Consider the following 22,464-nt stretch of genomic DNA (forward strand, 5'->3'; position numbering starts at 1 on the left):
GTCGAGTTCCAAGTCTTAGGGAGCTGCAATGGCGAGCAAGGACATGAACGATCGCGGCACGCTGGCGGTACGCCGGCAATGAGCAAATCTTCTGTGGAAGTACGTTGGCTGACGTTCCGGCTGATGAACGGCCAGTCGATCGGACCGGATCGACTGAAGGATGGATGGGTGATTGCTTCGGAGACCCGCCACTGTGGCGTGCGGCGTGAAGCCATCGAAGGCGCGGGCGTGGTCTACGCGCTGTATGCACCGGCCAACCTGGCCTCACCGCGGCGCGCGGAGATGCGCATGCGCGAATTCCTGATGAGCTCCGGCTACACGTTTACCATGGGTACGCTGGGCGGCTGACGCCGCCCTTTGGGGTCAAGGGCGTACGGTCAGTGCCTGGCCGAGCATGCCGATCGGACCGCGCGCATCGTGCAGCACGGTGCTGGTCAAGCCGAGACCCTGGTGGCCAAACGACACCGACGTGTCGAAGCCCAGCCACTCGCCTTCGGGCATGCCGAACAGGTGCGCGGTCAGATCGAGGTTGGGGAAGGCGACCTCCTTCGGATCGGCGCGCACGGCCATGCCATTGGACAGATCGAACAGGGTGGCGGCACGGGCCAGCGGACTGACCGGCTCGCCGTCCAGCAGCGCGTGCTTCGCGCGCGTCCAGTAGGTGGCACGGCCGGGCCCCTGATCGTGTCGGCGGATCTCCACGCTCTTGATGAAACCACCTGGCCAGACCGTACCTGGGTCCCACGCGGGCATTGATTCCGGCGGAGCAATGCCGGTGATCGGCGTGCCGGCGATGGCCTGCGTATCGTTCGGGCGCATCAGCCATGCACGCACGCGCAGCGCCGGGCGATCGTCATGGCGCAGCGTGGCTTCGACCAGTTCGATGGTGCGACCACCGCGCAGCACCTGTACGTGGGCCTCCATCGCTTCGATCGGAATGGTGCCGAGGATGTCGTAGGACAGGCGCGCGATCAGAAAACCGTGCCCACGCGCTGCGGCGTCACGTTCCAGGTGGTGCGCCAGCAGCCCGATCGCAGGTGCGATGTGTTGTTCGCGGATGTTCCAGGCGCCGCCCGTGTGTTCCGTCGGCAGGTAGCGGGTGTCGCTCAGTCGTTCGAAGAAGGCCATCGTATGCGTTGTGTCAGCAGGGAGGGGAGGCGGCAGATGCTGCGCGGGTCCCTGCATCGTAAGCGTTTGGCAGCGTGGCCGGCTGAGCCGGCTCCCGCAGGAGCCGGCCGGATGCCGGTCAGGAGGACTGGCAATCCATTTCGCGGCACATCTTGTACTGGGCCAGGCATTCTGCGGGTGTCTTGGCCAGTGGGCCTGAGGTTGCGCGCAGACAATATTCGTACTGCTGGCTGCAGAATTCACAGGGGCCCGCGGCGAAGGCCAGCCCGGTCACGGCCATGCCAAGGAACATCACGGTCTTCAAGGTCGTCTTGATCATCACGTCAGTCCTTTGTGTGCCCGTCAATGGGCCCGGCCACCATAGCAGTCCTTATGGCGCGCCCCTGATGCGCTGCGACACGTTGAGCTCAACGCTGGACTGCCTTCAAGGCGTCGACAACCTGTGCTTCAGAGAAGCCACAATGCCCTTCGCCCACCGGCGGCAGCACGCGCGGCAATGGTCGCGCGCCGGCCTGTGCGGCCATCTGCGGATACACCGCCTGCATGTGCGGCACGATGGTGGGATCGTTGTTGTTGAACTGGACCACCAGCGGTCGCTTCAACGCGCCGCTCAGTGCCAGCTTCGCGCGGACATCGGCCTGTGCCGCAGGCACGGGAGCGATGCGCTGCACGCCGGCATTGAACGCGGCGTCGTCACCGAATCCGCTGTACACCACACCAAGGTTGCCGGCCGGCATGCCGCCGCTGCGCGTGGCCAGTTCATGCAGGACCAGCGTGTGCAGGCTGATTGTCCCGGCCAGTGCATCCGGAGCGACCTGCAGTCGCTTGGCGAGCACGTCGGCATGCTGGGGATTCCGTTGCAGCGCGTCGGCGATGCCCTGATAGAGCACTCCCTGCGGCAGCACGGCCGCTTCATGCGAAGCCAGTCCGGTGGTCGGCAGGCCTGCAGCGTTGGGGAAAAAGTAATCGAAGGCGACCAGCGTGGTCAGCAGATCTGCGGCGATCTGTTCGCCACTGAGATTGGCACCGCACAGCGAGACGCCACCCGTGTAGTGCTGCGGGTAGCGCTCGAGGCTGGCGAGTGTCACCGCGCCGCCCATCGAGAATCCGAGCAGCCAGGTGTGGCCCACGCGCTTGAGTTCGCCCAGCGCGTGCTGGCGCAGGCGCTCCATGTCGGTGATCGCATCGGCCACTGCCCAGCCCTGGCTGGCGTAGGCACTCTGCGCGACGGCGTAGCCTGCGGACAGCAGCGTTGCGGTGCTGTCATTGGCGGTCATCGGCGTAGTGCGTGGCACGCCCACCGGCTCGTAGCCGTGCGCCAGCATCACCAGGTCGCCGTTCCAGTCCGCCGGCACGTCCAGGCGCCAGGGTGCGCCCTGCAGCTCACCGCTGAGCATGCGTGGTGCCGTGGGGGGCGCAGCCAGCAGCGATGCCGCAGGCAGCAGAAGGCCGAGGGCGAGGGCGCATCGAAGCAAGGGTCGCATCGTGGTCATTCCATGCGGGAATCGCGCCGAGCATAGATCCCCGCAAAACCTTGCGCGCGCTGCACTGCCGCAGGGGATTGCCCGCCGGCCAGGCTGCGCTCTACGCTGGCGGCATGGTCCTGCACAGCATCGCGTCGATTATCCGCATTCCCCACGGGAAGGCGGGATAGCGCGCGGTCGCCACGGCCATGCAACCCGCCCGGGAAGGCGGGTTGCATGCGGCGCTCTCCCGGGTACTGGAATCCATCAAGGAGAACGCAGATGCATCATCTTTCATCGACCGACAATGCGCCGATCCTGCACCTGGTGTGCGGCAAGATCGGTGCCGGCAAATCCACCCTGTCGCAGCAGCTGGCGGCGCAGCCACGTCACGTGCTGATCAGCGAGGACGCTTGGCTGGCCGCGCTGTATCCCGACCAGATCCACTCCGTTGCCGATTACCTGCAGCGCGCGGCCGCGCTGCGCGGAGCGCTGACGCAGCATGTATGCGCGATCCTGCAGGCCGGCGTTTCGGTCGTGCTCGACGTTCCGTTCAATACGCGGGCCGCCCGTGCATGGGGCCGCGAACTGTTCGAGTCGGCCGGTGTTGCCCACCAGCTGCATTTTCTCGATGTTGCCGACGCCATCTGCAAGGCGCGGCTGCATGCCCGCAACGCGCGCGGTGAGCACCCGTTCCAGCCCAGCGACGAAGCCTTCGAGCAGATCACCCGTCACTTCGTGGCACCTGCACAGGAAGAGGGCTTCGTGGTGATCCGTCATTCACAGGAGGCTTGAGGGCGCAGAGAGGGCGGCGTTCAGTCGACCATCTTGGTGGCGATTCCGATACGATCTGTCGCATTGAGCTCGCCTCGCTTGACCCGGAGTCCCGTCATGGTCGACCGTCTCGCCATACTGCTTGAACGTTTTGCGGTGACCGCCTCGGTATTCCATGCCGGTGCGCTGTGCGGCATCAACACGCTGGAGGGCGAAGACGAGGCGGGTCAGCTGCACCTGGTGCGGCGCGGGCCGGTGCAGGTCAGCCACGGGCAGCAGACCGTGCAGGTCGAAGTGCCGAGCCTGCTGCTGTATCCGCGGCCGATGCCGCATCGCTTCAGCACCGACCCGCAGCAGGGCGCCGACATGGCCTGCGCCAACCTGCATTTCGAGGGCGGTCGGCTCAATCCGATCAGCGCCGCGCTGCCTGATTTCATCTGCCTGCCGCTGGCCGATCTGTATGGCGGCAACGCGGCGCTGGAACTGCTGTTCGAAGAAGCGTTCGAGCAGCGTTGCGGGCGGGTGGCGATGGTCAACCGGCTGTTCGAGGTGGTGATGATCCAGGTGCTGCGCCAGCTGATGGAAGGCGGCGAGATGCGTGGCGGCCTGTTCGCCGGGCTGGGTCATCCGCGGCTGCGGTTGGCGCTGGTGGCGATGCATGAAGCGCCGGCGCAGGCGTGGACGCTGGAGGACCTGGCCGAAGTGGCCGGCATGTCACGCAGCGTGTTCGCCGCCAGCTTCCGCGAGGCGATGGGCACCACGCCGGGCCAGTACCTGCAGGGCTGGCGGGTGGGGTTGGCGCAGCAGGCACTGCGCCAGGGGCGGCCGCTGAAGCGGATTGCCGATGATGTGGGCTATGGCAGCGAAGCGGCGCTGTCGCGCGCGTTCAAGGCGCACACCGGGCAGTCGCCGCGGGAATGGCGGGGACAGGCCCGTGCCAGTGCGGCCTGAGCGTCAGCCGAGCACCAGCCGGGCCAGCTTCATCCCACCGAACAGGCCGGCCAGGCCCAGTGCCACCGAGCCGCCGGCATACAGTGCCGCCAGCCCATGCTGGCCACGCTGCAGCAGCAGGCCGATCTCCAGCGCATAGGTGGAAAACGTGGTGTAGCCGCCGAGGATGCCGGTGGCCAGCAGCAGGCGCAGCTGCGGCGAGGCACCATTGCGCATCGCGAAGACCTCGACCACCACGCCCATCAGCAGGGCGCCGCTGACGTTGATCAGGAAGGTCGACCAGGGCCAGGGACTGCCGACGGCCACCCGCGCGCCGATCAGGTTGCAGGCATGGCGCAGGCAGGCACCGATGCCGCCTCCGACGAAGACCAGGAAATAATTGTTCAGTGTTTGCATGGCGTGCCTCGAATGCGGGTTCGCAGGGTCAATGGCGAACGCCGAGGGCAGGCACGACCTGCCGTCGACGAACACCGGGTTCGTCCTGGCAGGAGCCATCAGCCTTCTCAGGCGGTTATCGGGGGAGCCCCATCCCCATCGCGGTCCATGCTACCAGCGGCGGTGCATTCACGTCATCGAGGTCGTCAGCACGCGGGCGACCTTGCTGCGGCTGAAGCCATCCATCAGCAGTTCGAACGCGAGCAGATCCAACGCTGCATGGCGGCGATGGTCGATCTCCAGCCCGTTCTCGGCCACCAGGTGACTGACCAGCTCGTAGGCGTCCTGCCAGACATCCAGATGGGCCTGGCTGGGAATGTAGGCACTGCCAGGCTCACCGACGCCGAGCCCGCTGACCCCGTACAGCAGCTCGCGTGCGTCCAGCTTGGCCGCATCGGCGATGCGGAACAGCTGTTCGGCTTTCACGTGCGAGGCGCTCACGTGGTCGTTGAGCCAGTTGCTGATGGTTGCTGTCGTTGATTTGGCGGCGCGTGCCAGATCGGCCGGGCGGGGGTGCCCGGCTTTCTTCATGGCTGCCGCGAGTCGTTGGCCGAGAGTATTCATCTATGCAAGCCAGCTTAACGCGTGGATTGCGAAGAAGCCTTGTCGCAAGAATCAGCCTGGTTAACAGAAGGACCGACCGTGACCGAATTCTGGAGCAAGCGGCAGGTGCGCACCCGGCTGGGATTCCAGACCGATGCCGAACTGGCCCGCTTCTTTGGCATCAGCCGTTCCGCAGTGTCGCAATGGCCGAAGGATTTCCCGATTCCGGCCCTGCGGCAGTACATCCTGCATCAGCGCTATCCGAACCTGTTCCCCACGACAGAAGCGTCGGCGGGCGAATCCATCTGACTTGCGCCGCCTTTTGTCGCATTTAGCACGCTAAGCGCAATTTGCTAAGTATGCTTAGCAAAATAGGCAAGATCGATCGATCTGAGGGTCACAATCGGCGCCATCTACTGGAGTCATCGGTCCATGGTTCCCGCGGCCTGTCGGCTTCACCCCATCCGGGGGGCCCGGGGTCCCGTATGTAGTTTCGTGAACGATTAATAATTTCAATCACGAAAGTCGCTGCATGTAATTGACCTGTCGTGAAATCTATGACTAATTGGAGTCAACCAGGCGTGAAGCCTGGGAGTCTTTCAGTAGCACGCAAGTGAGTCGGTAGACCGTCAACAATGCAGAACAAGTCCAACGGAGGTCGTATGGAATACGGCATGCATGGCTTGGCTGAACGGGTACGCCGCGAACTGGAAGCCAGTTACCACAAACACGGATGCGGTCCGGCGTTCTGGGATACCTACCAGCAGGTGCTGGACCGTCTGGTCCCGCAGGGGACCGAGCGTACCGAAGTCACCAATGAAATGGCGCTGATCATCGAACAGCTGGGCATCGTCCGGCGTGCGCAGCTTGTGCCGCCGCACGCCAGCGGGTCGCGTTGATTCAGAGCAGGCGCCAGGCGCCGCAGGCAAGCAGCGCCAGCAACAAGAACAGCAGGGCCAACGTCCGGGGTCGCCACAGGCGCTTCGGTTGTCCGGCCATTGCCTGCGGACTGCAGTAGCGCACCAGCGCCGGACCGAAACCGGCCCGGTGCTGCTGTTGTGCGCAGGCCTCCAGGCAGGCACCGCAGGCCAGGCAATCGGCTTGCGGTCCCTGTCGGATGTCCAGTTGCATCGGGCAGGCAATGACGCAGGCCGCGCAATCGGTGCAATCACCCAGACGGTCGGCGCTGAAGGTCGGCATCGGTCCAGCCAGCAGCGGATGCGCGGCGCGGAATACGTAGTCCTGCGCAGTGGTCGGGTCGAGCAGGCCGCGGCCACGGCCCAGCACCCCGCCGAGCCCGGATGGACGTGGCCCGCGCGGCTCACCGCGACGGGCGTCGTACAGCATGCGCGGCGTATGCGGATCGGTCAGCAGTGGTTGCATGCGTGCGAACGGGCACAGCGAACGGCAGACCTGCTCGCGCAGGAAACCGGCGTTTCCCCAGGTGGCAGCGGCATAGAACAGTACCCAGAACGTTTCCCAGCCGCTCCAGCCAGCGTTTGGCGCGGCGGCCAGCAAGCCGGTGATCGGGCTGAACAGGCCGACGAAGGTAATGCCGGTCCACACTGACAGCAGTCCCCAGGCAAGCTGGGTGACCGGGCGTACAGCAGGTGCCGGCAGCATGCGGGCCGCGCTGCGGGCGATCCAGTCGAAGGCGCGCCGCCACAGCGTCTGCGGGCAGGCATGGCCGCACCAGATGCGTCCGGCGAGGTGGGTAAGCAGCGCCAGGCCGACGGCCAGTACCGCCAGCAGGCCGATCAGTACGCCGACGTCGCCGGGCCACAGGGTCCAGCCGAACAGGTCGAATCGCCGCGCGTTGATGTCCAGAAGCAGCGCCTGGCGGCCCTCCCAGCGCAGCCACGGCAGTGCGTAGAACAGCGCCAGCAGGGCGGCGCTGAGCGTGCCGCGCCAGTGCCAGGGACGGGGAGTCCGGGTACATGACGTGCTCATCCCAGCGGCAGCTCGTCGTCGTCATCGCTCGGCATGGGCCGCTGCAGGTACCAGGTGACCGCGCTGGACAGTGCCGTCACCGACCAGAACATGAAGAATCCCGCCGTGTAACCCAGTTCGCGGCTGATTGCGGTGCCCGGGAAACTGATGGCCTGCAGGCGCAATGGATCGACGAAGGCGAAGAACACCACGCTGGCCACGCCGGCGGCGATGAAGCTGGGCCAGAGGATGGCGCCCCACTGCTGGATCAGCCGCTGGCGGCGGTTGGGAGAAGGTCTGTTCATGCTGTCCCGGATCGAAAAGTGGGCGGCGCGTATACTTCGCCAGGGTCGGCGCCGCATCCGCAGGGCATGCTTCCTGCAAGCGTGCCAGCCTAGGTGCAGCGGACTGCGCCGACATTGATCTGGATCAACGGTGGTGATGGCCGGCTGCGGCACACTGCCGGCACGCTTTGGGTACCCCGATGAACGCAACACCGCCGCCTGTCCTCCCCGTCGCCTCGCCCGAGTTGTGCACCGAGCAGGAAGTGACCCGCCTGGTTCACGACTTCTATGCCCGCGTGCGCGAGGAAGAGCGGCTGGGGCCGGTGTTCGGCGCGCACGTCCACGATTGGCCCGAGCACCTGGCGCAACTGGTCGACTTCTGGTCGGCGATGCTGCGCGGCACCCGCCGGTTCAAGGGCTCGCCGATGTCCAAGCACATGGCCATCGAGCTGGACAAGGACCTGTTCGACCGCTGGCTGGTGCTGTTCCGGATCACCACCGCCGAATGCAACAACCCGCCGATGCAGGAGCTGGCCAACGACGTGGCCGCGCGCATCGGTGACACCTTCTGGAAGCGCTACCAGATGCTGCGCTGGCCGCAGGTCGGCCTGCCGGTGCTGGGCATCCCTGCCAAGGATTGATCTGGGTCAAGGCGGCGCAGGCCGCCCGGCGCGATGCTGGCGGCATGGACACGTTCTCTCCCGCCGCTGGTGGCCTGGCCTGGACCTTCAACCCCGATCTTCTGCGCCGGCACGACCGGCCGGGCCCGCGCTACACCTCGTACCCGACCGCGCCGCATTTCCATGATGGCTTCGACGCGCCGGCACTGCGCCAAGCGATCGCCGACAGCAACCAGCTGGCCCGCGCGCTGTCGCTGTACGTGCATGTGCCGTTCTGTTCCAGCCCCTGCTTCTACTGCGGCTGCAACCGGGTGATCACCCGTGATCGCGGTCGTGGCCACAGCTACGTCTCACGCGTGCTGGCCGAGGCCGACCTGCTGGCGCCGCAGTTCGATGACGGCCGCGAGGTGATCCAGCTGCACCTGGGTGGTGGTACGCCGAACTTCCTCGATGCCGAAGCGATGACCACGCTGGTGGAAGGGTTGCGCCGGCGCTTCGATTTCAGTGATTCGCCGCAGCGCGATTTCTCGATCGAACTCGATCCGCGCTTCATCGACACCCGCGACGTCGCCATGCTGGCGCGGCTGGGGTTCAACCGGGCCAGCCTGGGCGTGCAGGATTTCGATCCGCAGGTGCAGGAATCGATCAACCGCGTGCAGGGCGTGCAGCAGACGCTGGACATCCTGCGCGCCTGCCGCGACAGCGGCATGCGTTCGGTCAACGTCGATCTGATCTATGGGTTGCCGGGACAGAGCCTGGAAGGCTTCGGTCGCACCCTCGAGCTGGTGCTGGCGCTGCGCCCGGACCGCCTGGCGGTCTACGGCTACGCGCATCTGCCGCATCTGTTCCGCGCGCAGAAGCAGATCGACGAAAGCCGCTTGCCGTCACCGGAAGACAAGCTGGCGCTGCTGGGCCTGGCGGTGGAGAAGCTCTCCGCGGCGGGCTACCAGTACATCGGCATGGATCACTTTGCGTTGCCGGAAGAGGATCTGTCGCGCGCACAACGCGCCGGCCAGCTGCATCGCAACTTCATGGGCTATACCACCCACGCCGATACCGATCTGCTCGGCCTGGGCGTGAGTGCGATCAGCCACATCGGTGCCACCTACAGCCAGAATCCGCGCGACCTGCCGTCGTGGGAGGATGCGGTGGACCAGGGTCAGTTGCCGGTCTGGCGCGGCGTGGCGTTGAGTGCCGACGACCAGCTGCGCGCGGAACTGATCCAGCAGCTGATGTGCCAGGGCGAGGTGGATGGCGTGCTGCTGGGGCAGCGTCACTGCGTGGATTTCGAGCAGTACTTTGCCGAGGACCTGCGTTCGGTACAGCGGCTGCAGGAAGACGGCCTGGCCGAATACCGCGATGGCGTGGTGCGTGCCAGCGAACCCGGGCGACCGCTGCTGCGGTTGCTGGCGATGTGCTTCGACCCGTATCTGCGTGCCGCGCACGAGCAACCACGTTATTCGCGGGCGATCTGAAAGCGGGATGTGCTGCGTGCGTGTGGTGCCCGGAGCCGGAATCGAACCGGCATGACCTTGCGGTCGGCGGATTTTAAGTCCGATGCGTCTACCAGTTTCGCCATCCGGGCCTGCAGCGCGGCGCCGATTGTAGCCCACCTGCGGTTCCGCAACCGGATTGCATCATGGCGGCGGCGTGCTTAACTGTCGATCGCATTCATGTCATAGTCCCTGCCATCGTTCCCAGGGGGGGAGCCACCTGATGTCGCTGCACGCGATTGCCTATGCCAGTGAGGCCCGCGCCGATCTGCAGACAACCGATCTTGACCGCCTGCTGGCCGACGCCACGGCATTCAATCGTGTAGCCGGTGTCACCGGTGTGCTGATGTTCGACGGAGCGCGCTTCCTGCAGTATCTCGAGGGCCCGGAGGACGGCATCGATTCGGTGTTCCAGCGCATCCTCAATGCGCGCAGCCACGGGCAGCTGAAAGTGTTGTGCCGTGCCCCCGTGGTGCAGCGCGCATTTCCGCGCTGGTCGATGGGCACGCGGCGGATCGAACCGGAGCTGCTGGCACAGATCGTCGACGCCGCGTGGCCCGGCTTCCTGCTTGGCAGCGGTGGATTCGAGCGCCTGCTGCAGGCCTGGACCGGCGCCGACGGCGAACTGGAACCGGCCGCGGTGGCGTTGGGGTCCTGAGCCCGCCTTGGCGGCAGGGCGCCGGGGCCGGTAGGCTGTAGCCTTTCTGGCGCAGGTTTTCCGGAGTGGTGCAGCAGATGAGTGTGTTGGCCGAGGCCATGGCAGCGTATGTGCGATCGCATCCGTTGCGCGGGATGTGCCGATGAGTGCGCCGGTAGCGGCGGCCAGCGCACCCCGGTTTGCGGTGATCGGCCTGGGCTACGTCGGACTGCCGTTGGCGGTGGCGTTTGGCCGGCAGTGGCCGACGTTGGGTTTCGATATCGATGCCGGTCGCATCGCCGAGCTGCGCAACGGCCAGGACCACACGCTGGAAATGGAATCCGACGAACTGGCCAGTGCGCAGCTGCTGCAGTACGGCAGCGATCCGGCACTGCTCGATGCCTGCAACGTCTACATCGTCACCGTGCCGACCCCGATCGATGCTTACGAGCAGCCCGACCTGGAGCCCCTGCGTTCGGCGACACGGCTGATTGCCAGTCATCTTCGCGCCGGCGACCTGGTGATCTACGAGTCCACGGTCTACCCCGGTACCACCGAGGAAGTGTGCGTGCCGCTGCTGGAGCAGGGTTCGGGCCTGCGCTTCAACGAAGACTTCTATTGCGGCTACAGCCCGGAACGGGTCAGCCCCGGCGACCGCCAGCGGCGCCTGGCCGACATCCGCAAGATCACTTCCGGCTCGACAGCGGAAGTCGCTGCGGTGATTGATGGTCTGTACCAGCGCATCATCGCTGCCGGTACCTTCCCGGCACCGTCGATGCGGGTGGCCGAAGCGGCCAAGGTGGTCGAGAACATCCAGCGCGACGTCAACATTGCGCTGGTCAACGAGCTGGCCCTGATCTTCGACAGGCTGGGCATCGATACCCAGGATGTACTGGACGCCGCCGGCAGCAAGTGGAATTTCCTGCCGTTCCGGCCGGGGCTGGTCGGCGGCCATTGCATCGGCGTGGACCCGTACTATCTCCTGCACAAGTCCGAGAGCGTGGGCTATCACCCGGACCTGATCCACACCGCACGACAGGTCAACAACCGCGTCGGCGAGCACGTGGCGGCGCGGGTGCTGGCGATGCTGGCCGAGCGTGGCCGTGCGCCGGCGGACGCACGCATCCTGGTACTGGGCGTGACCTTCAAGGAGGATTGCCCGGACCTGCGCAACAGCCGCGCGCTGGAGCTGGCGCAACGCCTGCGCGATGCCGGTGCGCAGGTGGAGGTCAGCGACCCCTGGGTCGGCCCGGCGGCGTTGACCGGCGAGGGCCTGGATTGGCTGGCCGATCCCGGGGCGGGGTGTTATGACGCGGTGGTGCTGGCGGTGGCCCACGCCCGTTTCAAGGCGATGGATGAATCCGCAATCCGGGCGCTGCTGGTGCCGGGAGGCCTGGTCTACGACGTGAAATCGGCCTGGCCGCGCAACGTGGTTGACGATCGCTTGTAAGCCTTGGCAGCGGGCGGCGCGGTAGACTCGGGGGCAGTTGCAACCGAGGAAAGCCATGCACCGGTATATCGTCTACCTGCTCGCCATCCTGATGTTCCCGATATGCCTGTGGCTGGCCACGATCTGGCCGGCCTGGTATTGGGGCGTCGGCCTGACTGCCGCGATGGTGGCGCTGGGGACCTGGGACCTGCTGCAGAAGCGCAGCACGCTGCGCCGCAACTATCCGGTGATGGCGCACTTCCGCTACGGGCTGGAATCGATCGGCCCGGAGATCCGCCAGTACTTCGTGCAGAGCGACCTGGAAGACGTGCCGTTCTCGCGCCAGCAGCGTGCACTGATCTACCAGCGCGCCAAGAACGAGATGGACACGGTGCCGTTCGGCACCCTGCGCAGCACCTATGCGGTGGATTACGAGTGGATCAACCATTCGCTGGCACCGACCGCCATCGCCAAGCATGACTTCCGTGTGTTGATCGGCCCGAACTGTGCCAAGCCTTATTCGGCCAGCGTGTTCAACATCTCGGCGATGAGCTTCGGTTCGCTGTCGGCTAATGCCATCCGCGCGCTGAACGAAGGCGCACGCCGCGGTGGCTTCTATCACGACACCGGCGAAGGTTCGATCTCGCCCTACCACCGCGAGATGGGCGGCGACCTGGTGTGGGAGATCGGCTCGGGCTACTTCGGTTGCCGTGACGAGAAGGGCGGTTTCAGCGAGGAACGCTTCGTTGCCAATGCCACCCATGATCAGGTCAAGATGATCGAGATCAAGCTGTCGCAGGGCGCCAAGCCCGGCCACGGTGGCGTGCTGCCGGCGCCGAAGGTGACCGCCGAGATCTCGGTGACGCGTGGCGTGCCGATGGGTGTGGACTGCGTGTCACCGTCGCGTCACTCGGCGTTCTCGACGCCGGTCGAGCTGCTGCAGTTCGTTGCACGCCTGCGCGAACTGTCCGGTGGCAAGCCGGTCGGTTTCAAGCTGGCCATCGGCCACCCGTGGGAGTGGTTCGGCATTGCCAAGGCGATGCAGGAAACCGGGCTGCTGCCGGACTTCATCGTGGTTGACGGCGCCGAGGGTGGCACGGGTGCGGCACCGGCGGAGTTCGTCGACCATGTCGGCGTGCCGATGCACGAAGCGCTGCTGTTGGTGCACAACACCCTGGTCGGCCTGGATCTGCGCGATCGCATCCGCATCGGTGCGGCCGGCAAGATCACCAGCGCGTTCGACATCGCGCGGACCATCGCGCTGGGGGCTGACTGGTGCAATGCCGGCCGAGGCTTCATGTTCGCGCTGGGCTGCATCCAATCACTGAGCTGCCATACCGACAAGTGCCCGACCGGCATCGCGACCCAAGACCCTGCACGCTGGAAGCATCTGGATGCACCGGACAAGGCCACCCGTGTGTACAGCTACCACGAGCACACGCTGCACGCCCTGAAGGAGCTGTTGTGTGCGGCGGGCCTGAACGATCCGGCCGAGCTGGGGCCGGAGCACATCCTGCGCCGCGTCTCACCGGTGGAAATCCGTTCGCTGGCCTCGCTGTACCGCTACCTGGAACCAGGCGAACTGCTGCACAAGGTGCCCGACCATGCGGTGTTCCATGCGTTCTGGGCCGATGCACGCAGCGACTCGTTCCAGCCGCCGCCGAAGATCCAGGCGCTGCGCGCCAGCAAGTCGCGGTAACCGTTGCTGTAGCGTCGAGCCCTGCTCGATTGCCTTTCGATCAGGCGTCGAGATTAACGATTCTGTAGAGTCGAGTCTTGCTCGACTGCCTTTCAATCAGGCATCGCGCTGTTGGAACGAAGAACAGTCGAGCATGGGCTCGGCTCTACAAGGAGGCGTCATGCAGTTCAGGACCGGCACCATGGATGATGTGGCCAGGCTGTGGGCCCTGCGCACGCGCTGTGTGCGCGAGACCTGCTGCAGCCACTACCCGCCGGAGGTCATCGCGCCGTGGTCGGCCTCGCCACCGCCGCTGCAGTACGCGAGGCTGCTGGGGCAGGGTGGTTGCGTGGTGGCCGAGGACGGGCAGGGTGTCCTGCTCGGGTTCGGCGTGTTTGATACCGATGCCAACGAGGTTGATGCGTTGTTCGTCGATCCGGATCGCGGCGGCAAGGGCATCGGCCAGGCGCTGATGCAGCGCCTGCTGGCGATGGCCGATCGTGATCGTGAGGTAGTGCTGTCGGCCTCGCTCAACGCCGTGCCGTTCTATCAACGGCACGGGTTCATCAGCGTGCGCGAAGAGACTTACCCGCATCCCAGCGGCGTGGCGCTGGCCTCGGTGAGCATGCGCCGGCCATGGTGATGTAGCGTCGAGCTTGCTCGATGGTTTTTGTAGAGTCGAGCCATGCTCGACTGCTCTATCGCCTGAATCAAAAGCAGTCGAGCATGGCTTGTATGTTCCTCCCGGCTCCTACGCGGTATGTAGGAGCCAGGGTGGAGGGACCGTCAAGCATGCATCTGCGGATACTAGCCGACAGACGAGTCGAGCGATCCCCATCCCGCACACGAACGTCGATAAAGGATCGTACGGCCCCCAAAGGGGATCGTCGATGTAGGCAAGCTAACGTCGGTGCGGTACCACCCCAGCCCCTTAAAGATAGCTGGGAGCCGTACAAATGTCTGATTCTCTCGATATTGGCGTGGACGTGGACTCCAAGGAGTTCGTACCGGCAGTGGCCGACCGCAAGGCCGGCGACAGGATCGCCAACACCCGGGCCGGCATAGCCCAGTGGCTCAACACCTTGCCCCAGCGATGCCGGATTGGCATGGAGGCGACGGGGCGGTACTACGAGTTGTTGGCTCGGATGGCTGGCCAGGCAGGCCACGTTGTCTATGTGATCAATCCACGTCTGATCAAGCACTACGGCCGGGCGACGGGCTCGCGTGGCAAGACGGACGCCATGGACGCCGAAGCGATCGCCCGGTACGTGAAGAAGGAGAACGATCGCCTGCGTGAATACGTACCGCGTACCGATGAGCAGCAGCAGATGCACGATTTGCTGCGCAAGCGGCAGACGCTGGTAAAGACACGCGCGCGCCTGGAGCAATCCTTCGGGGTAAGCAAAAGTGCCCCCGGGGAGCTGTCAGATCTGTTCTGCGCTCTGGCTGGGACGCTGTCCGAGCTGGAAAGCGAACTGCAGCGCTTGGGTCGCGATGGAGAGCATGGCGCGCTCTACAAGCGCCTGTTGACCATCCCTGGTATCGGCCCTGCCGTCGCCGCTCACCTGATTTACTACATGACGCGCTGGCCGTTGGCCAACGCCAACGCGTGGATCGCCTGCACGGGCCTGGATCCCCGGCCTAACGAGTCTGGCGGCAGAACGGGACGGCGTCGGCTGTCCAAACAGGGCGCGCCAGTGCTGCGCCAGATGCTCTACATGGCCGCAATGGGGCTCAAGCGGTGTCGCCAGGGGCAACCGCTCTACGACGAGCTGTCAAAACGCGGTCACCCCAGCACCGCCGTCTTCAACATCCTGGCCAGAAAGCTGGCCAGGATCGCCTGGGGTGTCTTCAAAAGCGGCCGGGACTTCGATCCGGCCATGCTGAAGGTGGGTCAAGCCTGCTTCCAGCAGGCTTGACCACGAACATAGGATCTCGACTCTACAACGCAGGTGTCAACGCGCCGCCAGCCACCCGATCACGCCTTCCGCAGCACGCAGGCCACTGGCGTAGCACGCGGTCAGCAGGTAGCCACCTGTCGGCGCCTCCCAGTCCAGCATCTCGCCGGCACAGAACACGCCGGGCACTGCCCGCAGCATCAGGCCATCATCCAGCGCATCCAGGCGCACGCCACCGGCGGTGCTGATCACCTCGGCCATCGGCCGGGGGCGCAGCAGGCGCAGGGGCAGGCGCTTGAGCGTAGCTGCCACGGCAGGCAGGTCGTTGCCCGCTTCCTTTCCCAGCATCTCGAACACCAGTGCGGCTTTCACTGCATCCAGGCCGGCCTGGCGGCGCAGGTGCTCGCCGAAGCTGCGACCCTTGCGCGGGCGTGACAGGTCGGCCAGCAGGCGTGCTTCATCGCGGCCCGGCACCAGGTCCAGCCACAGCATCGCGTGGCCATTGCGGTTGATGGTCTCGCGCAGGTCTGCGGCCAATGCGTAGATCAGGCTGCCTTCGATGCCGTACTCGCTGGCCACGCACTCGCCCTGCAGCGACTGCGGTTGTCCCGCCAGGTCCAGCCAGTGCGCGACCACCGGCTTCAACGGTGCGCCGGCATTGCGCTCGGCGAAGAACGGCGTCCAGTCCACGTCGAAACCGCAGTTGGCCGACTGCAGCGGTGCGATGTCCACGCCACGTGCCTGCAGTGGCGAGACCCAGGCGCCGTCGCTGCCCAGCTGCGGCCAGCTGCCGCCGCCCATGGCCAGCACGGTAGCATCGGCATGCACTTCAACGGCGCCGTCTTCGGTTTCAAATCGCAGGGCGCCGTCGTCGCTCCATCCGATCCAGCGGTGGTTGGCGTGCAGGCGCACACCCTGTTCTTTCAGGCGGCGCACCCAGCCGCGCAGCAGCGGGGCCGCCTTGCGGTCGACCGGGAACACGCGGCCGGAGCTGCCCACATAGGTCTCCACGCCAAAGCCGGCAGCCCAGTCGCGCAGCGCCTGCGCGTCGAAGCCGTCCAGCCAGCGTCCCACGGCAGAGGCCTGCTCGCGGTAGCGGCTGTCGAACAGCGGCCGCGGATCGGAATGGGTGAGGTTGAGTCCGCCCTTGCCGGCGATCAGGAACTTGCGGCCGGGCGAACCCTTGGCCTCGTACAGGTCGATCTCCAGCCCAGCGGCGCGCAGGCGCTCGGCGGCGAACAGGCCGGCCGGGCCGCCGCCGATGACGGCGACCCGCAGAGACGTTGCGGTATTACGGTTTGACATCGAGCAGCTCGACATCGAAGACCAGCGACGAGCCGGCCGGGATCGGGCCAACCCGGCGGTCGCCGTAGCCGTAGTCCGGCGGGATCATCAGCGTGCGCTTGCCGCCGACCTTCATGCCGGCCACGCCCTCATCCCAGCCGCGGATGACCTGGCCGGCGCCGAGCGCAAAGGTGAACGGTTCGCCACGGCTGACCGAGCTGTCGAAGGTCTTGCCGTGCTTGGTTTCGGTGCGGTTGTCGTAGATCCAGCCGGTGTAGTGCACGGTGACCTTGTTGCCGGCAACGGCTTCGGTGCCGGTGCCCGGGACGGTATCGATGCGCTCGAAGGTGGTCAGGGTGCCACCCGGCGGTGGGCCGGACGGTTCGGTCGAGCAGCCAACGGCGGCGAGGGACAGCAGCAGGGGAAGCAGCAGGTGGCGCATCGGGCGTCTCCGGAAGGGCGCAGGGCGAGGGCGGCAAGGGTAGCGCATCGGCGCCGGGTATCATGGGGGGCATGGCAAAACTCCTGCTCAATCTGCGCAATGTCGGCGACGACGAATACGCCGATGTCTGCACGCTGCTCGACCAGCACGGCATCGCCTGGTATCGCACCGAACCCAGCCCCTGGGGCATTTCCAACGGCGGCCTGTGGCTGCGCGAGGACGCCGATCATCCGCGTGCGAAGGCGCTGATGGCCGAGTACCAGGCCGAACGCGGGCCGCGCATCCGTGCCGAGCGCGAGCAGGCGTTGCGCGAGGGGACGGCGGAGACCTTCGGCAGCCTGTTCCGGCGCCGGCCGGTGTATGTGGTGCTGGTGCTGCTGGCGATGGCCGGTGCGGCGGCGCTGGTGCTGCTGCCGTTCGTGCTGTTGCGGGGGTAATGGGGCTTCTGGCCGGGTTGCACCCGGCACCCGCGGTAGTGCCGGCCGCTGGCCGGCAACAGCAAGAGCAACAGCAACAGCAACAGCAACAGCTGGCATTCCGTGGGATGGCGTGGCGGTGTGGGCAGGCGGGGGACGGCAAAAACTGCTCCTGCGTGCCTCGTAGAGCGCCATCCATGGCGCTCTGCGCCCCCGCCTGCCCACACCGCCACGCCTCTGACAGGTTCATGAACTCTGTAGATCCACGCCATGCGTGGATGAACGTGAAAATCTGACCCTGGAGTGGTCTGGCGCTAAAATGGCGGGATGATCGCCAATACCGCTGCCTACCATTTCGCCGTCATCGACGCCCCCCAGGCCCTGTGCGACCAGCTGCTGGCGCGTGCCGAGGCGGCGCAGCTGCGCGGCACGATCCTGGTGGCGGGCGAGGGGTTGAACCTGTTCCTGGCCGGTGCGCCGGAGGCGGTCGAAAGTTTCTATGCGGCGCTGCATGCCGATGCGCGCTTTGCCGATATGCGGGTCAAGACCAGCCTGAGCGAGCATCAGCCGTTCGCGCGGCTGAAGGCCAAGGTGAAGGACGAGATCATCAGCTTCCGCCGTGATGACGGCCAGCCGCTGGAGTATCCGCGTGCACCGGCGGTCGATCCGGCTACCGTGCAGCGCTGGTTGCGGCAGGGGCATGATGACGCCGGCAAGCCGGTGGTCATGCTCGATACGCGCAATCTGCAGGAAGTGGAGTACGGCACCTTCAAGGATGCGCTGGTGCTGCCCATCCACAAGTTCACCGACCTGCCCGAGGCATTGGCGCCGCACCGCGAAGCGCTGAAGGACAGCACCGTGGTCAGTTTCTGCACCGGCGGCATCCGCTGCGAGAAGGCCGCGCTGTGGATGGTCAACGACGGCATGGACAACGTGCTGCAGCTCGACGGCGGCATCCTCGGCTACTTCGAGGAGGTGGGCGGCGAAGGTTACGAAGGCCGCTGCTTCGTGTTCGACGAGCGCGTAGCGCTGGATGCCGAGCTGAAGCCAATGGTCGACCAGCCGCTGCCGGAGCCGCGCCCCAGCGCGTTCTGACGCTTCCTTGGTAGAGCCGGCGGCTGGTCGGCTGCGAAGCGATCTACCTGTATGCCGGCCAGCGGCCGGCACTACCAATCGCGCTTGGCGCGGATCAGGGCACCCCGGATCGGTCCGGCGGGCCCTGAACCCGTCCCACGGGAATCAGCATCCCGCCACCGTCACTGGCCGCCGCGCCCGACCGACCCCATTCATGGGGGATCCTGTGACGGAAAACTGCTGATGATCCCGTTGTCGATCCTTGACCTGGCCCCGGTCTGCGAGGGCAGTGACACCACCGCTGCCTTCGCCAACATGCTGGAACTGGCCCAGCACGCCGATGCGCTGGGCTACCGCCGCTACTGGCTGGCCGAACACCACAACATGCCCGGCATCGCCAGCGCGGCCACCGCCGTGCTGATCGGTCACGTGGCGGGTGGCACAAAGCGCATCCGCGTCGGTGCCGGCGGCATCATGCTGCCCAACCATGTGCCGCTGCAGGTGGCCGAGCAGTTCGGCACGCTCGCCTCGCTGTATCCGGACCGCATCGACCTCGGCCTGGGCCGTGCGCCGGGCACCGATCAGCCGACCGCGCGTGCACTGCGCCGCTACTTCGACAGCGCCGACCAGTTCCCGCAGGACGTGCGCGAGCTGCTGCATTACTTCGAACCGGTACAGCCCGGGCAGGCGGTGCAGGCGGTTCCGGGTGGTGGCCTGCGGGTGCCGACCTGGATCCTCGGTTCCAGCCTGTTCGGTGCGCGCATGGCCGCCTCGATGGGCCTGCCATACGCGTTCGCCTCGCACTTCGCACCGGACGTGATGGACGAAGCGCTGGCGGTGTACCGACGCGAGTTCCGCCCCTCGGCCACGCTGAAGCAGCCGCACGCGATGCTGGCCCTGAACGTCGTTGCCAGCGACAGCGAAGCCGAATCGCGGCGCCTGTTCACCAGCCAGCAGCAGAGTTTCGTGAACCTGCGTCGTGGCCGACCGGGCAAGATTCCGGCACCCATCGACGACATCGAGTCCTTCTGGGAGCCGCACGAAAAAGTGGGCGTGGAGCGGGCACTGGCCTGCACCGTGCTGGGGGATCCGCAGCAGGTGGCGGAAGGCATCGCCGCGTTTGTCGAGCGCCACAAGCCGGACGAGCTGATGCTCACCGCCAACCTGTATGACCACCGTGCGCGCCTGCGCTCGTTCGAACTGGCGATGCAGGCCTGGCACGCCCGCCACGCGGGCTGAACAATTGCGTCACGGCCCATTGCGGCCGAACCGCGTCTGATGGGGGCTCATATCGAAGGAGCCCCCACATGGCCGACACCCGCGCCGAACACATTGCCCAACTGGCAGAACTGATCAAGGACGTGGAGGTGGCGATGTTTACCACCACCGGCGTCGATGGCCGCCTCTACAGCCGGCCGTTGGCCACCCAGCAGGTCGCCTTCGACGGTGACCTGTGGTTCGTGATCACCGGCGACAGCCCCAAGGTGGCCGAGATCGCGCTCGACCCGCGGGTCAACGTGGCGTATGCCTCGCCCTCGAAGAACACCTATGTGTCCGTGGCGGGGCGGGCACGCGTGGTCGATGATCGCGCGAAGATCGAGGAGCTGTGGTCACCGGCGATGAAGCTGTTCTTCCCCGGTGGCAAGGATGACCCCAACCTTCGCCTGATCCATGTGCGCGCCGACAGTGCCGAGTATTGGGACGGTCCGGGCACGCTGCTGGGCACAGCGCTGAGTTTCGTGCTGTCAGCCGTGCAGGACGAACCGGCGGCGTTGGCCGACAACGGATTCATCGACCTTCGATGATGGCCGATGTCCGGTATTGGTAGTGCCGGCCGCTGGCCGGCAAACCTGGAAACGTGGCAGCCGGCCAGCGGCCGGCTCTACCGGATTCCGGCTCAGAACCAGCGCTGGAACAGCTCCACCGTGTAGCCCACCAGCTGCCCCGAACTGAAACCGAAGAACGCGATCGCTGCCACGGCGGCGATCCAGTTGAACAGCATCAGCGCGCCATCGCGTTCCAGCAGCGCCAGCGAGAACAGCAGCAGCTGGAAGCCGAACAGGAAATTGGTGAAGGGAATCGGCAACGACAGCAGCAGGCCCAGCAACACCAGCAGCAGGCCACTGAAGGCGTGGGCGGGCAGCGGTGTCAGCAGCTGCGGCAGGCGGGGTTTCAGCATCTTGTCCAGGCGCCGCAGCGGTCGGTCGATGCGGTCCAGGAAACGATGCATGGTGCCGCGCTTCGGCCCGCGGCGGGCGATGAAGCCGGGCAGCCAGGGCCGGCGCAGGCAGAACAGCATCTGCAGGCCGATCAGGACCACCAGTGGGCCGCTGACCGCGCCGCCCATGCCCGGGATCGGGATGAACGACGGCAGGATCGCCACGAACAGGAACACGCCGAACGCGCTCTGCTGCAGGTTGCCGAGGATCTGGCCCAGCGGCATGTGCTCGGCGGGATCGCCAGAGGCAAACATCTCCAGCAGGGTACGGATGCCCTCGTTGCGGTAGGCCGGGCGCTCGTCGCCCGGACCCTTGCCGGCCTCAGGCGGTGAGCTCATCGGCCTGCTCGTCGGACAACGTGCGCAGCAGCAGCTTGTCCACGCGCGCACCATCCAGGTCAACCACTTCGAAGCGCCAGCCCGCCCAGTCGAAGTACTCGCCTGCGTGCGGAATGCGGCCGAAGTAATGGATGCACATGCCGGCCAGCGTGTAGTAGTCGCCGTCCTCGGCGTCGGGCAGGTCGTTGCTGCCGATCAGTTCGCGCACGTCTTCGATCGGCAGCGAGCCGTCCACCAGCAGCGAGCCGTCTTCGCGGGTCACCACCAGCGCGTCCTCGTCGGCGTTCTCCACCGCCTGCAGGCGGCCGACCACCGCGCCCATCAGGTCGCTGATGGTCACCAGACCCTGGATCTCGCCGTACTCGTCCACCACCAGTGCCATCGACTGCTGTTCCTCGCGGAAGATTTCCAGCAGCTTCATCGCGTGGGTCGATTCGGAGACGTACAGGGGGTCGCGCAGGGTCTGGAACAGCGCGTTGTCGCCGCGCGCCATGCGCGTGGCCAGCGATTTCAGTTCGAGCACGCCGACCACGTCCATGTCGTTGTCGCGGTACACCGGGTACCGGGAGAACTCGTGTTCGGCCATGATTTCCAGGTTGCGCTCCAGCCCGGCCTGGGTATCCAGCCACGCGATGCGGTTGCGCGGGGTCATCAGGCTGTCGGCGGTGCGGTCGCCCAGGCGCATGACGCGGTTCATCATGTCGCGCTCATGGGCATCGATCACGCCGGCCTCGTGGCTCTCGGCCACCAGCATGCGGATTTCTTCTTCGGTCACCTGGGCGGCCTCGTCCTTGCCCAGGCCGAGAATCTTCAGTACCAGCTGGGTGGTCCTGGACAGCAGCCAGACAAACGGCAGGGCCAGCTTGGCCAGCCAGCTCATCGGCATGGCCACCAGTCCGGCGATCGCCTCCGAGCGGGTCAGCGCCAGGCGCTTGGGCACCAGTTCGCCAAAGATGAGCGTGATGAAGGTGATCAGGCTGACCGCCAGTACCGTGCCGATCTTGCCGGCATAGGCGAAACCGGGCATCAGGCCCTGGATCCAGCCGGCAAAGGCGTCGCCCAGCGCTTCACCGCCGAGATAGCCGGTCAGCACGCCGATCACGGTGATGCCGATCTGCACGGTGGACAGGAAGCTCTCCGGCTTCTCCGACAGCTCCAGCGCCTTGGCGGCACGCTTGGAGGTGGCGGCCATCTGCTTCAGGCGGCTCTTGCGCGAGGTCATGACCGACATCTCGGACATGGCGAAGAAGCCGTTCAGCAGAACAAGCGCGAAGACAATCAGGATCATTTCAAACACGGGCGTCGTCCCCGGTTGGTGGCAGGGAGGGCGGGTGCTTGCGATGGCGGCTGGCGCTCAGGAACAGGGTCCGGCGCGGCGCAGGGGGGTAAGGGTCGTCGTCCATAAGGTGCGCCCGAAGGCGCGCTGGCA

Annotated in this window: 27 protein-coding genes, 1 tRNA gene and 1 riboswitch; of the genes, 16 read left to right on the top strand and 12 right to left on the bottom strand. The window is 66.2% G+C overall.

The annotated features are described in order from the left end of the window. The first annotated feature begins 78 nt into the window (after positions 1–78). On the top strand, positions 79–348 hold the full coding sequence (locus ACZLHH_RS08000) for a hypothetical protein (RefSeq protein ID WP_032128923.1): 270 nt from the start codon (positions 79–81) through the stop codon (positions 346–348). Positions 349–363: 15 nt separating this feature from the next. Here the strand turns inward: ACZLHH_RS08000 and ACZLHH_RS08005 are convergent, their stop codons facing one another. The 3 genes from ACZLHH_RS08005 to ACZLHH_RS08015 form a co-directional block, all read right to left on the bottom strand. Continuing rightward, positions 364–1,128: a thioesterase family protein gene (locus ACZLHH_RS08005; RefSeq protein WP_180844463.1), complete on the bottom strand. Its 765-nt coding sequence runs from the start codon at positions 1,126–1,128 to the stop codon at positions 364–366. A 118-nt stretch (positions 1,129–1,246) separates the two neighbouring features. Continuing rightward, complete coding sequence (locus ACZLHH_RS08010) at positions 1,247–1,447, bottom strand: hypothetical protein (RefSeq protein ID WP_032128925.1); 201 nt, start codon at positions 1,445–1,447, stop codon at positions 1,247–1,249. Positions 1,448–1,535: 88 nt separating this feature from the next. Next, the gene (locus ACZLHH_RS08015) at positions 1,536–2,612 is read right to left on the bottom strand and encodes an alpha/beta hydrolase family protein (protein WP_197573002.1); all 1,077 of its coding nucleotides are present in this window, start codon (positions 2,610–2,612) and stop codon (positions 1,536–1,538) included. Positions 2,613–2,873: 261 nt separating this feature from the next. Here ACZLHH_RS08015 and ACZLHH_RS08020 point away from each other — a divergent pair, with 261 nt between their 5' ends. Together ACZLHH_RS08020 and ACZLHH_RS08025 are read left to right on the top strand one after the other, a co-directional pair. Beyond that, the gene (locus ACZLHH_RS08020) at positions 2,874–3,386 is read left to right on the top strand and encodes a P-loop nucleotide/nucleoside kinase family protein (RefSeq protein ID WP_180844461.1); all 513 of its coding nucleotides are present in this window, start codon (positions 2,874–2,876) and stop codon (positions 3,384–3,386) included. Positions 3,387–3,482: 96 nt separating this feature from the next. Next, on the top strand, positions 3,483–4,316 hold the full coding sequence (locus ACZLHH_RS08025; RefSeq protein ID WP_180844460.1) for an AraC family transcriptional regulator: 834 nt from the start codon (positions 3,483–3,485) through the stop codon (positions 4,314–4,316). A gap of 3 nt (positions 4,317–4,319) precedes the next feature. Here the strand turns inward: ACZLHH_RS08025 and crcB are convergent, their stop codons facing one another. Beyond that, positions 4,320–4,712 carry a fluoride efflux transporter CrcB gene (crcB, locus tag ACZLHH_RS08030; protein WP_032128929.1) on the bottom strand — a complete coding sequence of 131 codons (393 nt, stop codon included), beginning with the start codon at positions 4,710–4,712 and terminating at the stop codon, positions 4,320–4,322. Between the two features lie 82 nt (positions 4,713–4,794). Beyond that, positions 4,795–4,858: riboswitch (Fluoride riboswitch) on the bottom strand. A 22-nt stretch (positions 4,859–4,880) separates the two neighbouring features. Next, positions 4,881–5,282 (bottom strand): transcriptional regulator, encoded by a 402-nt coding sequence (locus ACZLHH_RS08035; RefSeq protein WP_010486043.1) that lies wholly within the window; start codon positions 5,280–5,282, stop codon positions 4,881–4,883. 111 nt (positions 5,283–5,393) lie between these two features. Here ACZLHH_RS08035 and ACZLHH_RS08040 point away from each other — a divergent pair, with 111 nt between their 5' ends. Next, positions 5,394–5,603, top strand: coding sequence for a helix-turn-helix domain-containing protein (locus ACZLHH_RS08040; RefSeq protein WP_032128930.1), 210 nt, complete (start codon positions 5,394–5,396; stop codon positions 5,601–5,603). A 353-nt stretch (positions 5,604–5,956) separates the two neighbouring features. Further along, positions 5,957–6,193: a hypothetical protein gene (locus ACZLHH_RS08045; protein WP_032128931.1), complete on the top strand. Its 237-nt coding sequence runs from the start codon at positions 5,957–5,959 to the stop codon at positions 6,191–6,193. Between the two features lies 1 nt (position 6,194). Here ACZLHH_RS08045 and ACZLHH_RS08050 read toward each other — a convergent pair whose 3' ends face one another. Together ACZLHH_RS08050 and ACZLHH_RS08055 are read right to left on the bottom strand one after the other, a co-directional pair. Beyond that, positions 6,195–7,244 (bottom strand): 4Fe-4S dicluster domain-containing protein, encoded by a 1,050-nt coding sequence (locus tag ACZLHH_RS08050; RefSeq protein WP_071228359.1) that lies wholly within the window; start codon positions 7,242–7,244, stop codon positions 6,195–6,197. Continuing rightward, positions 7,241–7,528: a hypothetical protein gene (locus ACZLHH_RS08055; protein WP_010486039.1), complete on the bottom strand. Its 288-nt coding sequence runs from the start codon at positions 7,526–7,528 to the stop codon at positions 7,241–7,243. The genes ACZLHH_RS08050 and ACZLHH_RS08055 overlap by 4 nt, the downstream gene beginning before the upstream one ends. Positions 7,529–7,707: 179 nt before the next feature. Here ACZLHH_RS08055 and ACZLHH_RS08060 point away from each other — a divergent pair, with 179 nt between their 5' ends. Continuing rightward, complete coding sequence (locus ACZLHH_RS08060; RefSeq protein WP_032128934.1) at positions 7,708–8,148, top strand: group III truncated hemoglobin; 441 nt, start codon at positions 7,708–7,710, stop codon at positions 8,146–8,148. 44 nt (positions 8,149–8,192) lie between these two features. Beyond that, positions 8,193–9,602: an oxygen-independent coproporphyrinogen III oxidase gene (gene hemN / locus ACZLHH_RS08065; protein WP_180844459.1), complete on the top strand. Its 1,410-nt coding sequence runs from the start codon at positions 8,193–8,195 to the stop codon at positions 9,600–9,602. Between the two features lie 23 nt (positions 9,603–9,625). Here the strand turns inward: hemN and ACZLHH_RS08070 are convergent. Next, positions 9,626–9,712, bottom strand: a tRNA-Leu gene (locus ACZLHH_RS08070). Positions 9,713–9,843: 131 nt separating this feature from the next. Between ACZLHH_RS08070 and ACZLHH_RS08075 the strand changes: the two genes are divergently transcribed. The 5 genes from ACZLHH_RS08075 (at position 9,844) to ACZLHH_RS08095 (ending at position 15,283) form a co-directional block, all read left to right on the top strand. Continuing rightward, a complete protein-coding gene (locus tag ACZLHH_RS08075) occupies positions 9,844–10,278 on the top strand; it encodes a BLUF domain-containing protein (RefSeq protein ID WP_032128935.1) in 435 nt (144 codons plus the stop codon). Between the two features lie 142 nt (positions 10,279–10,420). Beyond that, the gene (locus ACZLHH_RS08080) at positions 10,421–11,707 is read left to right on the top strand and encodes a nucleotide sugar dehydrogenase (RefSeq protein ID WP_180844458.1); all 1,287 of its coding nucleotides are present in this window, start codon (positions 10,421–10,423) and stop codon (positions 11,705–11,707) included. Positions 11,708–11,762: 55 nt separating this feature from the next. Continuing rightward, positions 11,763–13,385: an FMN-binding glutamate synthase family protein gene (locus ACZLHH_RS08085; RefSeq protein ID WP_049420983.1), complete on the top strand. Its 1,623-nt coding sequence runs from the start codon at positions 11,763–11,765 to the stop codon at positions 13,383–13,385. Positions 13,386–13,545: 160 nt separating this feature from the next. After that, the gene (locus ACZLHH_RS08090) at positions 13,546–14,007 is read left to right on the top strand and encodes a GNAT family N-acetyltransferase (protein WP_149908623.1); all 462 of its coding nucleotides are present in this window, start codon (positions 13,546–13,548) and stop codon (positions 14,005–14,007) included. A gap of 313 nt (positions 14,008–14,320) precedes the next feature. Continuing rightward, complete coding sequence (locus ACZLHH_RS08095; protein WP_228355044.1) at positions 14,321–15,283, top strand: IS110 family transposase; 963 nt, start codon at positions 14,321–14,323, stop codon at positions 15,281–15,283. Positions 15,284–15,319: 36 nt separating this feature from the next. Here ACZLHH_RS08095 and ACZLHH_RS08100 read toward each other — a convergent pair whose 3' ends face one another. Together ACZLHH_RS08100 and ACZLHH_RS08105 are read right to left on the bottom strand one after the other, a co-directional pair. Next, entirely contained in the window at positions 15,320–16,567 is a 1,248-nt protein-coding gene (locus tag ACZLHH_RS08100) for a TIGR03862 family flavoprotein (protein ID WP_149908624.1), read from the bottom strand. Beyond that, on the bottom strand, positions 16,554–16,988 hold the full coding sequence (locus tag ACZLHH_RS08105) for an FKBP-type peptidyl-prolyl cis-trans isomerase (RefSeq protein ID WP_149908625.1): 435 nt from the start codon (positions 16,986–16,988) through the stop codon (positions 16,554–16,556). The genes ACZLHH_RS08100 and ACZLHH_RS08105 overlap by 14 nt, the downstream gene beginning before the upstream one ends. A 71-nt stretch (positions 16,989–17,059) precedes the next feature. On the opposite strand from ACZLHH_RS08105, the gene ACZLHH_RS08110 reads away from it, so the two are divergent. The 4 genes from ACZLHH_RS08110 to ACZLHH_RS08125 all read left to right on the top strand — a co-directional run bounded on the left by ACZLHH_RS08110 (position 17,060) and on the right by ACZLHH_RS08125 (position 20,283). Further along, positions 17,060–17,425, top strand: a complete 366-nt coding sequence (locus ACZLHH_RS08110) for a DUF6164 family protein (RefSeq protein ID WP_032128940.1) — start codon at positions 17,060–17,062, stop codon at positions 17,423–17,425. A gap of 306 nt (positions 17,426–17,731) precedes the next feature. After that, a complete protein-coding gene (locus tag ACZLHH_RS08115) occupies positions 17,732–18,499 on the top strand; it encodes a sulfurtransferase (RefSeq protein ID WP_049421507.1) in 768 nt (255 codons plus the stop codon). A 222-nt stretch (positions 18,500–18,721) separates the two neighbouring features. Beyond that, positions 18,722–19,717 carry an LLM class flavin-dependent oxidoreductase gene (locus ACZLHH_RS08120; RefSeq protein ID WP_149908626.1) on the top strand — a complete coding sequence of 332 codons (996 nt, stop codon included), beginning with the start codon at positions 18,722–18,724 and terminating at the stop codon, positions 19,715–19,717. 68 nt (positions 19,718–19,785) lie between these two features. Further along, positions 19,786–20,283, top strand: coding sequence for a pyridoxamine 5'-phosphate oxidase family protein (locus ACZLHH_RS08125; RefSeq protein ID WP_149908627.1), 498 nt, complete (start codon positions 19,786–19,788; stop codon positions 20,281–20,283). Positions 20,284–20,375: 92 nt separating this feature from the next. Here ACZLHH_RS08125 and ACZLHH_RS08130 read toward each other — a convergent pair whose 3' ends face one another. Both ACZLHH_RS08130 and ACZLHH_RS08135 read right to left on the bottom strand, forming a co-directional pair. Next, positions 20,376–21,035: an exopolysaccharide biosynthesis protein gene (locus ACZLHH_RS08130; RefSeq protein WP_005412917.1), complete on the bottom strand. Its 660-nt coding sequence runs from the start codon at positions 21,033–21,035 to the stop codon at positions 20,376–20,378. Further along, complete coding sequence (locus ACZLHH_RS08135; RefSeq protein WP_149908628.1) at positions 21,019–22,323, bottom strand: hemolysin family protein; 1,305 nt, start codon at positions 22,321–22,323, stop codon at positions 21,019–21,021. Before ACZLHH_RS08135 ends, ACZLHH_RS08130 begins: the two co-directional genes overlap by 17 nt. Positions 22,324–22,464 lie beyond the last annotated feature (141 nt).

Source organism: Stenotrophomonas sp. 28608_Sma (genome assembly GCF_056486185.1).

What these genes read in the sequence shown, in the direction of transcription:
- ACZLHH_RS08025 (WP_180844460.1), top strand. Translation starts at nt 3,483, where the DNA reads ATGGTCGACCGTCTCGCCATACTGCTTGAACGTTTTGCGGTGACCGCC.
- ACZLHH_RS08085 (WP_049420983.1), top strand. Translation starts at nt 11,763, where the DNA reads ATGCACCGGTATATCGTCTACCTGCTCGCCATCCTGATGTTCCCGATA.
- ACZLHH_RS08110 (WP_032128940.1), top strand. Translation starts at nt 17,060, where the DNA reads ATGGCAAAACTCCTGCTCAATCTGCGCAATGTCGGCGACGACGAATAC.
- ACZLHH_RS08050 (WP_071228359.1), bottom strand. Translation starts at nt 7,244, where the DNA reads ATGAGCACGTCATGTACCCGGACTCCCCGTCCCTGGCACTGGCGCGGC.
- ACZLHH_RS08015 (WP_197573002.1), bottom strand. Translation starts at nt 2,612, where the DNA reads ATGCGACCCTTGCTTCGATGCGCCCTCGCCCTCGGCCTTCTGCTGCCT.
- hemN (WP_180844459.1), top strand. Translation starts at nt 8,193, where the DNA reads ATGGACACGTTCTCTCCCGCCGCTGGTGGCCTGGCCTGGACCTTCAAC.
- ACZLHH_RS08060 (WP_032128934.1), top strand. Translation starts at nt 7,708, where the DNA reads ATGAACGCAACACCGCCGCCTGTCCTCCCCGTCGCCTCGCCCGAGTTG.
- ACZLHH_RS08055 (WP_010486039.1), bottom strand. Translation starts at nt 7,528, where the DNA reads ATGAACAGACCTTCTCCCAACCGCCGCCAGCGGCTGATCCAGCAGTGG.
- ACZLHH_RS08000 (WP_032128923.1), top strand. Translation starts at nt 79, where the DNA reads ATGAGCAAATCTTCTGTGGAAGTACGTTGGCTGACGTTCCGGCTGATG.
- ACZLHH_RS08005 (WP_180844463.1), bottom strand. Translation starts at nt 1,128, where the DNA reads ATGGCCTTCTTCGAACGACTGAGCGACACCCGCTACCTGCCGACGGAA.
- ACZLHH_RS08090 (WP_149908623.1), top strand. Translation starts at nt 13,546, where the DNA reads ATGCAGTTCAGGACCGGCACCATGGATGATGTGGCCAGGCTGTGGGCC.
- ACZLHH_RS08120 (WP_149908626.1), top strand. Translation starts at nt 18,722, where the DNA reads ATGATCCCGTTGTCGATCCTTGACCTGGCCCCGGTCTGCGAGGGCAGT.
- ACZLHH_RS08105 (WP_149908625.1), bottom strand. Translation starts at nt 16,988, where the DNA reads ATGCGCCACCTGCTGCTTCCCCTGCTGCTGTCCCTCGCCGCCGTTGGC.
- ACZLHH_RS08095 (WP_228355044.1), top strand. Translation starts at nt 14,321, where the DNA reads ATGTCTGATTCTCTCGATATTGGCGTGGACGTGGACTCCAAGGAGTTC.
- crcB (WP_032128929.1), bottom strand. Translation starts at nt 4,712, where the DNA reads ATGCAAACACTGAACAATTATTTCCTGGTCTTCGTCGGAGGCGGCATC.
- ACZLHH_RS08075 (WP_032128935.1), top strand. Translation starts at nt 9,844, where the DNA reads ATGTCGCTGCACGCGATTGCCTATGCCAGTGAGGCCCGCGCCGATCTG.
- ACZLHH_RS08130 (WP_005412917.1), bottom strand. Translation starts at nt 21,035, where the DNA reads ATGAGCTCACCGCCTGAGGCCGGCAAGGGTCCGGGCGACGAGCGCCCG.
- ACZLHH_RS08020 (WP_180844461.1), top strand. Translation starts at nt 2,874, where the DNA reads ATGCATCATCTTTCATCGACCGACAATGCGCCGATCCTGCACCTGGTG.
- ACZLHH_RS08045 (WP_032128931.1), top strand. Translation starts at nt 5,957, where the DNA reads ATGGAATACGGCATGCATGGCTTGGCTGAACGGGTACGCCGCGAACTG.
- ACZLHH_RS08115 (WP_049421507.1), top strand. Translation starts at nt 17,732, where the DNA reads ATGATCGCCAATACCGCTGCCTACCATTTCGCCGTCATCGACGCCCCC.
- ACZLHH_RS08100 (WP_149908624.1), bottom strand. Translation starts at nt 16,567, where the DNA reads ATGTCAAACCGTAATACCGCAACGTCTCTGCGGGTCGCCGTCATCGGC.
- ACZLHH_RS08125 (WP_149908627.1), top strand. Translation starts at nt 19,786, where the DNA reads ATGGCCGACACCCGCGCCGAACACATTGCCCAACTGGCAGAACTGATC.
- ACZLHH_RS08135 (WP_149908628.1), bottom strand. Translation starts at nt 22,323, where the DNA reads ATGATCCTGATTGTCTTCGCGCTTGTTCTGCTGAACGGCTTCTTCGCC.
- ACZLHH_RS08010 (WP_032128925.1), bottom strand. Translation starts at nt 1,447, where the DNA reads ATGATCAAGACGACCTTGAAGACCGTGATGTTCCTTGGCATGGCCGTG.
- ACZLHH_RS08035 (WP_010486043.1), bottom strand. Translation starts at nt 5,282, where the DNA reads ATGAAGAAAGCCGGGCACCCCCGCCCGGCCGATCTGGCACGCGCCGCC.
- ACZLHH_RS08080 (WP_180844458.1), top strand. Translation starts at nt 10,421, where the DNA reads ATGAGTGCGCCGGTAGCGGCGGCCAGCGCACCCCGGTTTGCGGTGATC.